The following is a 13222-nucleotide window of genomic DNA, read 5'->3' as shown; positions in this document are numbered from 1 at the left end:
GGTACGCGCTGCGTGCGTACCCTGCTCGTCCTGGTCGACGCGGACCCAGCCGCCCCGCCGGCCAGCCCTCCGCCATCGAGGGCTGTGCGCCACGTTGTGGATCGGGTCCTCAGCCTTGATGGCCCGAACCTCCGCGTCGTGAGCGGTGGTCCAGGAGCACGCACGGCCCATGTCGTCGACCTCCCACGACTGCACTTCGGGGTACCACTTCGACGTGCGTCGGTGACCCTTGACGCGTTCGTGCAGGCAGGTCGTGATGCCGACGTAGAGCAGACGGCCGGCGTGGTCGTATGCGCGATACAGGTACATCACGCCGCCGCCTTGCTCTGCTCCCGACGCAGCTTCTCGATGTACTGCGCGATGGCGGTCTGAGGAATGCGGCGGCTGCGGCCGATCTTGACGCTCTCTACCTCGCGGCTGCTGATCAGGGTGTACATCGTTGCTCGGCCGATGCCGAGCTGCTTTGCGGCCTGCTCGGGGGTGAGTAGCAACGGCTCCATGGGGGTGCTCCCTCGTTACCGAAGTCCTGCCCAACTTGATCGGGCGATGTGCCGGCCAAGTTACGCGTCTGCCCCAGTCCGCGCAAGTTGGCTAGCATCTGCGCGTGTCTCGCCTTCCTTGCGCGCACAACCCCCCGCACCTACTGTGGCGGCATGCACTTTGACCTGATCACGGTCGTCGCGGACGGCTGGGTAGAGCTGCGGCTTGCTGGCCCCGGTGACCATCCAAGGGTGCTCGCCAGGGTGGGGGAGCGGGATGGCCGCCGGGCCGTCGACGCCGTGATGGTGGCCGGCGGCCCGCTCGACTCCCAGGCGCTGCGCTCGATCCCCATGGCGCGCATCGAATCGGCGCTCAACCACCCGAAGTTCGGCATGCTGAACGCGAAGCTTGCCGTTGATGACGACGTGCTCCGCAGCCTCGCTGACCGGGGGCACCTGTTCCCCGAGGAGTTCGCGGCGATCGATGCGGCCTTGGGTGCCTACCTGGAGAAAGCCCCACAGCCCAGCGGGGAGACCCCTGGAGCCAGCCACGCGTGGAGGCGACGCCGGAAGCCGCTGACCAGGCCGGACGGGTCGAACCCCGATGGGTTCTACCGCCAGGTTGCCGATGCGTACAACGACCTCATCGTGTCAACGTCCGCCCCGGCACCGATCCTGGCGGAGGAGGCGAGCGTGCCGGTGCCGACCGTGCATCGGTGGATCGCTGAGGCCCGCCGTCGTGGCCACCTCCCGCCCGCTCGTCGGGGGCGTGCGGGATGACCAGCGGACGCAGGGCGAACGGACGCAGCTCGATCTTCAAGGGCTCTGACGGCCGCTGGCACGGCTACGTGACCATGGGCGTGAAGGACAACGGCCGCACCGACCGCCGGCACGTCCAAGGGCCTACCGAGAAGGTCGTCACGGCGAAGGTGCGCGAGCTGGAGCGCAAGCGCGACGACGGCACCGCCACCGCTGCGGGGAAGTCGACCACGGTGGGGGAGTGGTTGGCGTACTGGCTCGACAACATCGCCGCGCGGAAGGTGCGCCCGTCGACGTTGCAGGGCTACCGGTCGAAGGTGACCGCGCACCTGGTGCCGGGCATCGGGGCGCACCGGATTGACCGGCTGCTACCGGAGCACGTCGAGAAGTTCTACCGCAGCTGCGAGAAGGGCGGCATGGCGCCGGCGACGGTGCTGCAACTGCATCGGATCCTGTCGCGGTCGTTGAAGGTGGCGCACCAGCGCGGCCGGGTGGCACGCAACGTGTGCGAGCTGGTCGACGCGCCCAGCCTCAGCCGCGAGGAGGTGCAGCCGCTCACCACGGCGGACGCCCGCGCGATCCTGGCGGTGCTCGACGCCCGGCCGCAGCGGCGCAACGCTGCCCGATGGTCGGTGGCGCTCGCTCTGGGTCTGCGGCAGGGTGAGGCGTTGGGCCTGCTGTGGGACCACGTCGACATCGACGCCGGGGTGATCCGGGTTCGCTGGCAACTGCAACGGCTCACGGGGTACGGGCTCGTCCTGGTCGAGCCGAAGTCACGGGCGAGCAAGCGGAGCATCGTGCTGCCGGAGCAGCTGGCCGCCGCGCTGCGGGAGCATCGTGCTGCCCAGGAGGCGGAGCGGGAGCACGCGCGCAGCTTGTGGGACGGCCAGGTGTCGACCCTCGACGGCCGCCAGCTCGACGGCCTGGTCTTCGCGTCGGTGACGGGCCGGCCGATCGACCCGCGGGCGGACTGGGCGGGGTGGAAGTCTCTGCTGCGGTCGGCGGGCGTGCGGGATGCCCGCCTGCATGACGCGCGGCACACAGCGGCGAGCATCCTGCTGGCGCAGGGCGTGGCCGCCCGGGTGGTGATGGAGCTGCTCGGACACTCACAGATCGGGCTCACGCTGGGTACTTACTCGCACGTCGCACCGGAGCTTTCCCGGGCGGCGGCGGAGGGCATCGGCGGCGCCCTGTGGAACTAAATTGCAACGGGAACTGCAACGGACTTCCCCGGACGCCAGTCGATGGGTTACAGTCGTCGCAGGTGAAGAACGGTGCGCCCGGCAGGATTCGAACCTGCGGCCTTGGGATTAGAAGTCCCCTGCTCTATCCGCTGAGCTACGGGCGCGCGGCGTGCGTGTCGCGCCAAGAGGGTACCGCCGACCCGCCCGCGATGGGAGGAACGGGTGCGTGCCGGCCCAGGGTGGCCCGGGTGGGGCGTACCCGGGAAGTGGTTTCAGCCGCTCGTGGCGGCGACGCCGGCCGGGTCGGCGTCGGCCGGCCGCCGACTCCCCGGCAGTGAGCCGGCAGCCCCGGAAACAGCACCGGCCGCGCCGGAAACAGCACCAGCGGAGGCAGCGTCGGGGCCGGCGGTGGTCGGGCCGGTGGCGAGGAAGGCCTCGGCCCAGCGGCCGACCTCGGCGAAGACGCGTTCCCGGACGGCCGGGCCGGAAAGCGTCAGGTCGTGCATGCCGCCGTCGAAGCGGGCCAGCGTGACGTGTGGGCCGAGGCGGGGGGCCCAGCGGACCATGTGTTCGACGTCCAGGACGGCGTCGGCCAGGGCGGCGGACTCCTGCCAACGGCGGCCCCGGAAGCTGCGGGTGGAGCAGGCCAGCAGCACCGGCACCGGGATGGCCAGGCCGGAGCGCAGTTGCCGTTGGGCGTTGCGGATGGCGTTGAGCCAGCCGGCGCGTACCGGAAAGCCGCCCAGCGGTTTCCAGGCCAGGTCGTAGCTCCACTCGCCGTGGTGGTCGGCGTGCAGGCTCTCGCCGTACACGGTGGCCAGGCCGAGGGGGAGGATCCGGCGCGGCGCGCGGCGGCCGAGCCGGGCGACGGCGGCGACCAGCGGGCGGCGGACCAGCCAGGGGGCGTTGATGTCGAAGAACGGGCTGTTCAGCACCAGGCCGTCGACGCCGCCGGCGGCGCGGCGGGCGTGTTCCCAGACCGAGAGGATCAGGCCGCCGGTGGAGTGACCCATGCCGAGTACGGTGTCGTGCCCGTCGGCGCGGACGATCTCGACGGCGGCGTCCAGCTCGGGGAAGTAGTCGCTGAGGTCGCAGCAGAAGTTCGGGGTCTGGTGCGGCAGCAGACTGCGACCGTACTTTCGCAGGTCGAGGGCGTAGAAGTCCCAGCCGCGCTCGACGAAGAAGTCGGCCACGTGGGTCTGGAAGAAGTAGTCGACGAAGCCGTGCACGTAGAGCACGGCCCGGCCGGTCGGGCGGTCGGCCCGGCGGCGGACCAGGGTGGCGACCACCGCGCCCTCGTCGTCGGTGCCCAGGTCGATGGTGTGCCGCTCGTACGGCGGCCCCAACACGTCCGGTTCCACGTCCGTGACGGTACGCCCGCAGTCGTACCCGGCGGTAGCCCCGGTGGTGAGCGCCACCGCGGACCGCGACGCACCGCGCCCCCGGACCGGCCGGATCGGGCCTGGTCCGGGGGCGCGGAAGACCACCGGGGTACGCCTCAGGCCGGGTCGGCCTCGGCGCGCGGCTGGCCGGGCTCGGGCAGCTCGACCGGCTCGGTGACGACCGGTACGTCCCGGAGGTGCTTGTTGTTGCGCGGCTCCTGGCGGGTCTTCTGGTCGTTGAGCTTGCGACGCAGGTCGTCCCGGACGTCGTTCAGCGCGGCGTGCAGGTCGATCTCGCTGGAGGTGGTGACGATCTTCTGCCGGCCGGCGATCCAGCACTCCAGGGTGACCCGCTGCCCCCGGGCCTCGCGGTCCTTGACCGAGACCTCGATCTCGGTGGCGTCGGCGTGGAACGTGGCCAGCCGGGAGTCCAGGGTGGCGAACTGCTCGGCGATCCAGTTCCGGTCGCCCTGCGAGAACCCGGCACCGACCCGCAGGCACTCGGCCACGGTCGCCGGGTTCGCCACGGCGCTCATCGCCGCACCTCACCCTCGGCGCGGACGGCGGTCGTACCCAGTGGGCAGAAAGTCATCTTCCGTGGCCCTTTCGATCGGACGGGCCACCCCGAGGGGCGGGGACCGTCGTTGGTGCTCTGTTGTCCGAAGCTGTACCCAACCCGGCGGCGTCCGGAACGTCCGATGCTCACGAGTTCCCGAGCCGCCGCGCCCGGTCGAGCAGCGCCCGCCGGTGGGCGCGGGCCCGGACCAGCGTCCCGGCCGCGGCGACCACAGCGACCGCGCCCACCCCGAGGGCGGTCAGCACCGCCGCCGGCCCGGCCTGGGCTGCCGTGACGGCCACCGTGGCGGCGCTCACCGTGACGCTGGCCACCAGCGCGAGGCCGGCGGCGATCACCCGGTCGGCGGCGAAGAGCGGTCGCCGCGCCAGCGTCCAGCCGGCGACACCGGCCCAGGCCAGGCCGAGGACGATCACCCCGGCGAAGGCGATCCGGGTACGGGTGGGCAGCGGGTCCGGTTCGGTGGCCCAGAGGGTGCTGACCAGGATGGCCATGGCGAGGCCGCCGAGGCCGGCGACGACCAGCGCCACCCGGCGGGGCAGGGCCAGGCCGCGCAGCACGTCGTCCGGGGTGAATCCGGGGCGGTCGGTCATTCGTGGTATCCCTTCTCGACGAGCTGGGCGTGCAGCATCCGGCGGGCGCGGTGCAGGCGGGACTTGACCGTGCCGGGCGGCACCTGCAACACCTCGGCACAGTCGGTGAGCGGGAAGTCGTACAGGTAGAACAGCACCAGCACGTCCCGCTCCCGGGGCGGTAGGCCGGCCAGCCCCTCCTCGACCTGCCGCCGGTCCAGCACCCCGGGCACGTCGTCCGGGACGGCCTCGTCCGCTTCTGCGGTCTCGTCGGGATGCCCGGCGGTTGGGGACTCGGCCCGGCCGTACCGGTCCCGTAGGTGGTTGAGCACCGCCCGGCGGGCGATGGTGAACAGCCAGGGGGTGAAGCGGTCCGGCTCCCGCAGCCGGGGCAGCGACCGCAACGCCGCAGCCCAGGCCTCCTGGGCCACGTCGTCGGCCGCGCCCGGCGCGTCGAGCAGACGTCGTACGTACCGCCAGAGCGGCTCGTGCCACCGGTCGACCAACTCGCCCAGCGACCGCCGGTCACCGAGCTGCGCCCGTACGACCAGCAGCGCGTCAGATCGCGGTACGTCCACCCCGGCTCCTCTCGGATCGAATCGTCATGTGCGGACAGTCGGCGATCGGGCGGTCGAGGTTCACCGGCGGCTCCGACCGGGCTGACCAGGGAGACGGTGTCGCCTAGCACAAATGTCGATGATCAGGCGGTTGTCCACAGCCGGGTCGGTCGTCCACAGCCAGGCCGATCGTGGTGGACCCGGTCGGGTGGCCGGGCGAGTCTCGACCCACCGAGTTGTCCCCTTCCCCAGGGAGAAACGATGTACGACACCAATGTCACGATCATCGGCAACGTTCTGACCGCCCCGGAGTGGCGGCGTACCGCCCAGAGCAACACCCTGGTGGCCAACTTCAAGGTCGCCTCGACCGCCCGTCGGCTGGATCGGGAGAGCGGGCGCTGGGTCGACGGCAACAGCCTGCGGGTCCGGGTCAACTGCTGGCGCCGGCTGGCCGAGGGGGTGGCCGCCTCGGTGGCCGTCGGCGACCCGGTGGTGGTGGCCGGGCGGCTCTACACCCGGGACTGGACCGACGAGGCCGGCAACCACCGCACCCTCTACGAGTTGGAGGCGGTGGCGGTCGGCCACGACCTGTCCCGGGGGCGCAGCCGCTTCGCGCGCAACCGGCCCACCACCACGACCAGCGCCACGGCCGACTCCGAGGCGGAGCACCGGGTGCACGGCGAGCCGACCGAGGCGGTCCCCGCCGAGCAGGCCCCCGCCATCTTCGACGACACCCCGTTCGACGAGGAGTTCGAGCTGCCGAGCCTGCGTGCCCCGCGACCCGGCCCGTCGCCCCTGGACATGCCCCCCTTCGGCGGCCCGGCCGCTGGCGGATCCCCGGCCGGTGGTGACGGTGCTGGGGAGGACGAGGAGCTGTCACCGTTCGGCACGGAAGCCGTCGGGGGAGACCTCGACGCCGTTCCCGACCCGACGGCCCGGCGCGGCGATGCGGCAGTCCCGGCCAGCGCGGAGGAGCCGGTCGGACCGGGTGGCGAGACGGCGGACGAGCCGCTGGGGCAGGACCGGCCGGCCCGCCGCCGGGGGCGTGGGCGGGTGCCGACGCCGGCCTGAGGGCGGGGCGGCGCATCCGTCGGATCGGCCGACGGTGACGCACCGTAGCCCGTGACGCAGCGTAGGACTAGGCTGGCCGCCCAAAGGGGGTGACGGAGTGCGACAGACGTTGGCTGCGGCGAACGCGGTGGGGCTCGTGGCGGGGTACGCCCTGGACACGCTGCTCGGTGACCCCCGACGGTGGCATCCGGTGGCCGGGTACGGGCAGGCCGTCGCTGCCCTGGAGCGGCGCACCTACCGGCCCGATCCGTTGGCCGGCGCGGTCTTCACCGGGCTGGCGGTCGGCGCTCCGGTGCTGCTCGGGGTGGCCGCCACCCTGGCCACCCGGCACCGCCCGGTGAGCCGGGCGGTGCTGGTCGCGGCCGGCACCTGGACCGTCCTCGGTGGTCACACGCTGCGTCACGAGGCGACGGTGATGCGGCGGGCCCTGCGCCGGGGCGATCTGCTCGCCGCCCGTAACCGGCTCGGGCACCTCTGCGGCCGGGATCCCGCACTGCTGGAGGAGCCGGAGCTGGCCCGGGCCACCGTCGAGTCCGTCGCCGAGAACACCTCCGACGCCGTCGTCGCACCGCTGCTCTGGGGTGCGTTCGCCGGGTTGCCCGGCCTGCTCGGCTACCGGGCGGTCAACACCCTCGACGCGATGGTGGGCCACCGGTCGCCCCGCTACGCCCGCTTCGGCACCCCGGCGGCCCGCCTGGACGACCTGCTCAACCTGGTGCCCGCCCGGCTGACCGGGCTGCTGACCATCGCGGTGGCGCCCACCGCGCACGGCGAGCGGGAACAGGCCTGGCGGGTGTGGCGCCGGGACCGCAACGACCACCCCAGTCCGAACGCCGGGCAGTGCGAGGCGGCGATGGCCGGGGCGCTCGGTGTCCGGCTGGGTGGGCGCAACGTGTACTTCGGACGCAGCGAGGTGCGTCCCTTCCTCGGCGACGGGCCCCGGCCCGAGGCCCGGCACCTGAAACGCGCGGCTCGGATCTCCGGCGCGGTCGGGCTCGCCGCCCTCGGGGTGGCCGCCGTCTATCCGGTGACCCTGGGCCGCCTGGTGGCCCTAGCCGCCCGGCACGGCCGCAGGACGGTCGCCCGGCACGGCCGCAGGACGGTGGCCCGGACGGCCGGGGCGGTGACCGGCCGGTGGTGAGCGGGGGCGGGCTGCTGGTCGCCGGCACCACCTCCGACGCCGGCAAGAGCGTGCTGACCGCGGGCATCTGCCGCTGGCTGCGCCGGCGTGGAGTGAAGGTGGCGCCGTTCAAGGCGCAGAACATGTCCAACAACTCGGCAGTCGTGGTCGACGCCGACGGCCGGGGCGGCGAGATCGGCCGGGCCCAGGCGATGCAGGCCGCCGCCTGCGGGATCGCCCCCGACCTGCGGTTCAACCCGGTGTTGTTGAAGCCGGGCAGTGATCTGTCCAGCCAGGTGGTGCTGCTCGGCGAGGCCGTCGACACGGTCACCGCCGGCAACTTCCGCAGCCTGCGGCCCCGCCTCGCCGAGACCGCGTACGCGGCGTTGGCCGAGCTGCGGTCCGCGTACGACGTGGTGATCTGTGAGGGGGCCGGCAGCCCGGCGGAAATCAACCTACGGGCCGGCGACTACGTCAACATGGGGCTGGCCCGGACCGCCGGCCTGCCGACGATCGTGGTCGGTGACATCGACCGGGGCGGCGTCTTCGCCTCGATGTTCGGCACCCTCGCGTTGCTGGACCCGGCCGACCAGGCCCTGCTCGCCGGCTTCGTGATCAACAAGTTCCGGGGTGACCTCGGGCTGCTCCGACCGGGGCTGGACATGCTGCGTCAGGTGACCGGCCGTCCGACGTACGGGGTGGTGCCCTGGGACGTCGACCTGTGGCTGGACGCCGAGGACTCGCTCGCCTACGGTCGCGTGCTCGGCCGGCCGGCGGCCCCGCACGGCACCGAGTGGCTCGACGTCGCGGTGGTCCGGCTGCCCCGGATCAGCAACGCCACCGACGTCGAGGCGCTGGCGAGCGAACCGGGCGTACGGGTCCGGCTCACCGTCGAGCCCGCCGAACTCGCCGCCGCCGACCTGATCGTGCTGCCCGGCACCAGGTCCACCGTGGCCGACCTGACCTGGCTACGCGAGACCGGCCTCGCCGACGCGATCCTCACCCACGCGGCAGCCGGTCGCCCGCTGCTCGGCATCTGCGGCGGCTTCCAGATGCTCGCCCGGGTCATCGACGATCCGGTGGAGAGCCGCCGGGGCAGCGTGCCGGGGCTGGGGCTGCTCCCCGTCGAGATCACCTTCGCCGCACGCAAGACCGTCCGCCAGTCGGTGGGCACCGCCGCGACCGGGGCCCCGGTGCGCGGCTACGAGATCCACCACGGGTACGTCTCCGCAGCCGACCCGGCCCTGCCCGCCCTGTTCACCGGCGTGCCCAACGGTGGCGCGGGTGACGGTCGGGAGGGAGCGGTGCTCGGGGCGGTGCACGGCACCCACTGGCACGGTGCGTTCGAGTCCGACGAGTTCCGGCGCGGATTCCTCACCGACGTCGCCCGGCTCGCCGGCCGGCACGGGTTCCGCCCCGCGCCGGCCACCTCCTTCGCCGCCGCCCGGGAACGCAGCCTCGACCTGCTCGGCGACCTGGTCGAGGAACACCTGGACACCGACGCGCTCTGGCAGCTGATCGAGTCCGGCCCGCCCGCCGACCTGCCCTTCGTCCCACCCGGCGCCCCCAGGCCGGCCGGTGGCGTCGTTGCCGGTACCGGCCAGGGGCCTCGCACCGGTGGTGGTCAGTAGCGGACGTCGGCGGGCTGGTCGGAGGTGGGCAGGCCGGCGGCCAACCAGGCCTGCATGCCGCCGATCATGTCGGTGGCCCGGCGCAGGCCGAGCGCCTGCAGGCTCGCCGCGGCGAGGCTGGAACTGTAGCCCTGACGGCACACCACGATGATCTTCTGGTCGTACCCGGTCGCCTCGGGGATGTGCCAGGCGCTGGCCGGATCCAGCCGCCACTCCAGCACCGTCCGGTCGATCACGATCGCCCCCGGCAGTTCGCCCTGCGCCCGGCGTTGCACGTCGGTGCGGGTGTCGATCAGCAGCGCCCCGGCGCGTACCGCCTCGACGCTCTGGTGGGGGGTGAGTCGGCGTACCCCGGCTCGGGCCTGTTCCAACAGGGCGTCCACGCCCGGGCTCATCACGTCATGCGGCACCACCCGATGATGCCGTTCCCGGTGCCCGTTCGCCCCGCGAACAGCGCGATGCCACCTCCACCGTCACGCGAACGAGGCGACCCGCCCTCAGGCCGGCTGCCGACGAGGTCCGCCCGGCCCGGACGGATTCCGGCCGGCCCCGCCAGATTCCGGCCGGCCCCGCCAGATCAGGGCGGCTAGCGTCGACGAGGTGGCGGTGGCGGTGATGGAGGCGTACGCCGATCTGGCCCAACGGGTGCTGGTCGGGCCGGCGCGGTTGGGGCGTACCCGGTTGGTGGCGGTGGACGGGCCCAGTGGCGCGGGCAAGAGCGTCTTCGCGGCGCGCCTGGCGGACGCCCTGGCCACGGCGTCGGGTGCCGGGCGGCCACCGGTGGTGCACACCGACGACCTGCTCGACGGCTGGGCCGACCAGTTCAGCTTCTGGTCCCGGCTGGAGGAGTCGGTGCTGTCGCCGCTGCGGGCCGGTCGGCCCGGGGCGTACCACCGGTACAGCTGGGTGCGTCGGGCCTTCCTGCCGGCTGCGGTGCCGGTGCCGGTCGCGCCGGTGGTGGTGGTCGAGGGGGTAAGTGCGGCGCGGGCGACGGTGCGGCGGGAGCTGACCCTGTCGGTGTTCGTGACCGCGCCGGCGGCGCTGCGCCTGTCCCGGGCGGTGGCCCGGGACGGTCCGCAAATCCTGCCCGAGCTGCACCGCTGGCACGCCGGGGAGGGGGCGCACTTCGCGGTGGATGACACGGCGGGGTGCGTGGACCTGGTGGTCGACGGAGCCCCCCGACTGCCCCACGACGCCCAGCGCTACTACCTGCGCCGCCGGGCCCGCCCGACGGACCGGGGCGGTGGTCCTCGAATGGACGGGCTTGACCAGGTGCGGCACGATGCGGGGAAGTCGACGGCGACGCGTAGGGGGAGCAGATGAGCACGGACGACGCACCGGTACGCCGCCGGATCGCCCTGACCGGCATCAGCTCCCGGGCCTGGGAGCACCCGGCCGACCGGGGTGCCCTGGTCGCGCTCCGTGAGCTGCGGGGCTTCGACGACCTGGTGAAGTCGTTCTTCGGGATGTGGAACGAGCGGGCCTTCCGGCTGTCGTACCTGGCCGCCGGCATCCGGGTCGACCACCGGCAGTACCCGCGGCTGCACCAGCGGTACGCCGAGGCGGCCACCGCGCTGGACCTGGCCGAGCTGCCCGAGCTGTACGTGACGCAGTCACCGTGGCTGACCGCCGAGGCGATCGGCCTGGAGAAGCCGTTCATCGTGCTCAGCTCCGCCTGCGTGCAGCAGCTCGACGACGACGAGCTGCGTTGCCTGCTCGGCCACGAGTTGGGACACGTGGTCAGCGGGCACGCCGTCTACAAGACGATCCTGATGCTGCTCACCCGCTGGACGGCGAACCTGAGCTGGTTGCCGGTCGGCGCGTTGGCGTTGCGCGGGATCAGCGCGGCGATGCTGGAGTGGTGGCGCAAGGCGGAACTCTCCGCCGACCGGGCCGGCCTGCTCGCCGGCCAGGATCCGGCCGCCGCGCTGCGGCTGCTGATGAAGCTCGCCGGCGGCGGCGACCTGACCCAGATCGACACCACCGCGTTCCTGGAGCAGGCCGCCGAGTACGAGGGCGGCGGTGACCTGCGGGACAGTCTGCACAAGCTCCGGATGACCGCGTGGAGCACCCACCCGGTGCCGGTGGCCCGGGCCGCGCAGCTGCGCCAGTGGGTCGACTCCGGGGCGTACGGGCGGGTGTTGGCCGGGGACTATCCGCGCCGGTCCACCGACGGTGCCGCGAAGGTGTCGGAGGAGATCAAGGCGGCGGCCGAGGCGTACCGGGAGGAGTTCGCCAGCTCGACGGACCCGCTGGTGGGGCTCCTGCGTCGGGTCGGTGACGGCGCCAGCGATCTCGGCGGGTGGATGGGCGGGGCCGCCGGCCGGGCCCGGTCCTGGATGGACGCGGCCGGCCGGGCCCGCCCGGACGCCACCAGTGGGGCCGGCGCCACCAGCGGCACCAGCACCGCCGGCCCCGGCACCGGCACCAGCACCGCCGGCCCCGGCCCCGGCACCGGCACCAGCACCGCCGGCACCGGCGCAGAACGGTAGCGGTGCGGCCGGCATAGCATGCCGGCATGACTAGACCGATCATGTCGGACGCCGAGCTGCGAGCCGCCGTCGAACGGGAGCTGCCCGGTGTCCGCGCCGACCTGGAACGCCTGGTCCGGATCCCCGGCATCGCGTTCGAGGGCTTCGACCACTCGCACGTCGAGCGGTCCGCCGAGGCGGTGGCCGAGCTGCTGCGCGGCTGCTCGTTGGAGGTGACGATCGTGGCCGCCGGCGGGCAGCCGGCGGTGATCGGCCGGCGGGCCGCGCCGCCCGGCGCGCCGACCGTGCTGCTCTACGCCCATCATGACGTCCAGCCGGTCGGTGACCTGTCCCAGTGGGAGTCCGACCCGTTCGAGCCGGTCGAGCGGGACGGCCGGCTCTACGGGCGCGGGGCCGCCGACGACAAGGCGGGCATCATGGCGCACGTCGCCGCGTTGCGGGCCTTCGGCGACGCGCTACCGGTCGGGGTGGTCCTCTTCGTCGAGGGCGAGGAGGAGTACGGCTCCGAGTCGCTGGAGCGGCTGCTCGCCGAGCACCGCGACGAGTTGGCCGCCGACGTGATCGTCATCGCCGACTCGGCGAACTGGGACGTCGGCGTGCCGGCGCTGACCACCTCGCTGCGCGGCATCGTCAACTGTTTCGTCGAGGTGCGGACCCTCGACCAGGCCGTGCACAGCGGCCTCTTCGGTGGTGCCGTGCCGGACGCCCTGACCGCCCTGTCCCGGTTGCTCGCCACCCTGCACGACGATGCGGGTGACGTGGCGGTGGCCGGCCTGACCAGCGGGGACGAGGCGACGGTCGACTACCCGTCGGACCGGTTCCGGGCCGAGGCCGGCCTGCTCGACGGGGTGCGGTTGATCGGTACCGGCCGGATCACCGACCGGATCTGGACCCGGCCGTCGGTGGCGGTCGTCGGCATCGACGCCCCGGCCACCGGTGCGGCACCGAACGCGCTGGTCCCGGCGGCAAAGGCCAAGCTCAACGTACGGCTCGCGCCGGGTGACGACCCGAAGCGCGCGTACGACGCCCTACGTACCCATCTTGAGGCGCACGCGCCGTGGGGCGCGCGGGTCGAGGTCACCCTGGAGCAGGACGGTGACTCCTGCGTCATCGATGCGTCCGGGCCGATGTTCGAGGCGGCCCGCTCGGCGTTCCGGACCGCCTGGGACGGCACCGATCCGGTGGACATCGGCCTCGGTGGGTCGATCCCGTTCATCGCCGACTTCCAGCGCCTGTTCCCGGAGGCCGCGATCCTGATCACCGGGGTGGAGGATCCGTACGCCCAGGCACACGGACCGAACGAGAGCCTGCACCTGGCCGAGTTCGCCCGGGTCTGCCTCGCCGAGGCGCTGCTGCTGTCCCGGGTCGCCGCACGTCCGGTCGGCTGACCGCCGGGGCAGG

Annotated in this window: 14 protein-coding genes and 1 tRNA gene; 8 read left to right on the top strand and 7 right to left on the bottom strand. The window is 73.4% G+C overall.

Annotation, left to right across the window (positions count from 1 at the left end; all coding sequences use genetic code 11):
• Positions 1 to 308: 308 nt before the first annotated feature.
• The gene (locus ACN28G_RS19690) at positions 309 to 500 is read right to left on the bottom strand and encodes a helix-turn-helix domain-containing protein (RefSeq protein ID WP_421480057.1); all 192 of its coding nucleotides are present in this window, start codon (positions 498 to 500) and stop codon (positions 309 to 311) included.
• A 153-nt stretch (positions 501 to 653) separates the two neighbouring features.
• Between ACN28G_RS19690 and ACN28G_RS19685 the strand changes: the two genes are divergently transcribed.
• Together ACN28G_RS19685 and ACN28G_RS19680 are read left to right on the top strand one after the other, a co-directional pair.
• On the top strand, positions 654 to 1259 hold the full coding sequence (locus ACN28G_RS19685; RefSeq protein WP_421480056.1) for an acyl-CoA carboxylase epsilon subunit: 606 nt from the start codon (positions 654 to 656) through the stop codon (positions 1257 to 1259).
• Positions 1256 to 2440, top strand: a complete 1185-nt coding sequence (locus tag ACN28G_RS19680; protein WP_421480055.1) for a tyrosine-type recombinase/integrase — start codon at positions 1256 to 1258, stop codon at positions 2438 to 2440. The genes ACN28G_RS19685 and ACN28G_RS19680 overlap by 4 nt, the downstream gene beginning before the upstream one ends.
• 73 nt (positions 2441 to 2513) lie before the next feature.
• On the opposite strand, the gene ACN28G_RS19675 is transcribed toward ACN28G_RS19680, so the two are convergent.
• The 5 genes from ACN28G_RS19675 to ACN28G_RS19655 all read right to left on the bottom strand — a co-directional run bounded on the left by ACN28G_RS19675 (position 2514) and on the right by ACN28G_RS19655 (position 5528).
• Positions 2514 to 2586 (bottom strand) — tRNA-Arg (locus ACN28G_RS19675).
• Positions 2587 to 2694: 108 nt separating this feature from the next.
• The gene (locus ACN28G_RS19670; RefSeq protein WP_091447154.1) at positions 2695 to 3783 is read right to left on the bottom strand and encodes an alpha/beta hydrolase; all 1089 of its coding nucleotides are present in this window, start codon (positions 3781 to 3783) and stop codon (positions 2695 to 2697) included.
• 137 nt (positions 3784 to 3920) lie between these two features.
• On the bottom strand, positions 3921 to 4340 hold the full coding sequence (locus ACN28G_RS19665; RefSeq protein WP_421480054.1) for an HPF/RaiA family ribosome-associated protein: 420 nt from the start codon (positions 4338 to 4340) through the stop codon (positions 3921 to 3923).
• Positions 4341 to 4506: 166 nt separating this feature from the next.
• Positions 4507 to 4971: a hypothetical protein gene (locus ACN28G_RS19660; protein ID WP_421480053.1), complete on the bottom strand. Its 465-nt coding sequence runs from the start codon at positions 4969 to 4971 to the stop codon at positions 4507 to 4509.
• Positions 4968 to 5528, bottom strand: a complete 561-nt coding sequence (locus ACN28G_RS19655; protein WP_421480052.1) for an RNA polymerase sigma factor — start codon at positions 5526 to 5528, stop codon at positions 4968 to 4970. The genes ACN28G_RS19660 and ACN28G_RS19655 overlap by 4 nt, the downstream gene beginning before the upstream one ends.
• A gap of 240 nt (positions 5529 to 5768) precedes the next feature.
• On the opposite strand from ACN28G_RS19655, the gene ssb reads away from it, so the two are divergent.
• From ssb to ACN28G_RS19640, 3 genes are all read left to right on the top strand, one after another.
• On the top strand, positions 5769 to 6578 hold the full coding sequence (gene ssb, locus ACN28G_RS19650; RefSeq protein ID WP_091442681.1) for a single-stranded DNA-binding protein: 810 nt from the start codon (positions 5769 to 5771) through the stop codon (positions 6576 to 6578).
• 97 nt (positions 6579 to 6675) lie between these two features.
• The gene (locus ACN28G_RS19645) at positions 6676 to 7719 is read left to right on the top strand and encodes a cobalamin biosynthesis protein (protein WP_421480051.1); all 1044 of its coding nucleotides are present in this window, start codon (positions 6676 to 6678) and stop codon (positions 7717 to 7719) included.
• Complete coding sequence (locus ACN28G_RS19640) at positions 7716 to 9329, top strand: cobyric acid synthase (protein WP_421480943.1); 1614 nt, start codon at positions 7716 to 7718, stop codon at positions 9327 to 9329. Before ACN28G_RS19645 ends, ACN28G_RS19640 begins: the two co-directional genes overlap by 4 nt.
• Here ACN28G_RS19640 and ACN28G_RS19635 read toward each other — a convergent pair.
• Positions 9323 to 9724, bottom strand: a complete 402-nt coding sequence (locus ACN28G_RS19635) for a rhodanese-like domain-containing protein (protein ID WP_421480942.1) — start codon at positions 9722 to 9724, stop codon at positions 9323 to 9325. The genes ACN28G_RS19640 and ACN28G_RS19635 overlap by 7 nt on opposite strands.
• Before the next feature lie 205 nt (positions 9725 to 9929).
• Here ACN28G_RS19635 and ACN28G_RS19630 point away from each other — a divergent pair, with 205 nt between their 5' ends.
• Genes ACN28G_RS19630 through ACN28G_RS19620 form a run of 3 tightly spaced genes read left to right on the top strand, consistent with a single transcriptional unit; the run spans position 9930 to position 13209 of the window.
• On the top strand, positions 9930 to 10652 hold the full coding sequence (locus ACN28G_RS19630) for a uridine kinase family protein (RefSeq protein ID WP_421480050.1): 723 nt from the start codon (positions 9930 to 9932) through the stop codon (positions 10650 to 10652).
• Positions 10649 to 11821 (top strand): M48 family metalloprotease, encoded by a 1173-nt coding sequence (locus tag ACN28G_RS19625; protein ID WP_421480049.1) that lies wholly within the window; start codon positions 10649 to 10651, stop codon positions 11819 to 11821. Before ACN28G_RS19630 ends, ACN28G_RS19625 begins: the two co-directional genes overlap by 4 nt.
• 41 nt (positions 11822 to 11862) lie before the next feature.
• Entirely contained in the window at positions 11863 to 13209 is a 1347-nt protein-coding gene (locus ACN28G_RS19620) for a dipeptidase (RefSeq protein WP_175440811.1), read from the top strand.
• Positions 13210 to 13222 lie beyond the last annotated feature (13 nt).

Source organism: Micromonospora sp. WMMA1923, assembly GCF_049179195.1.
Lineage (GTDB): Bacteria > Actinomycetota > Actinomycetes > Mycobacteriales > Micromonosporaceae > Micromonospora > Micromonospora yangpuensis.
Note: the sequence above shows the minus strand (reverse complement) of the source record. Positions and strands in the feature narration are given on the sequence as shown.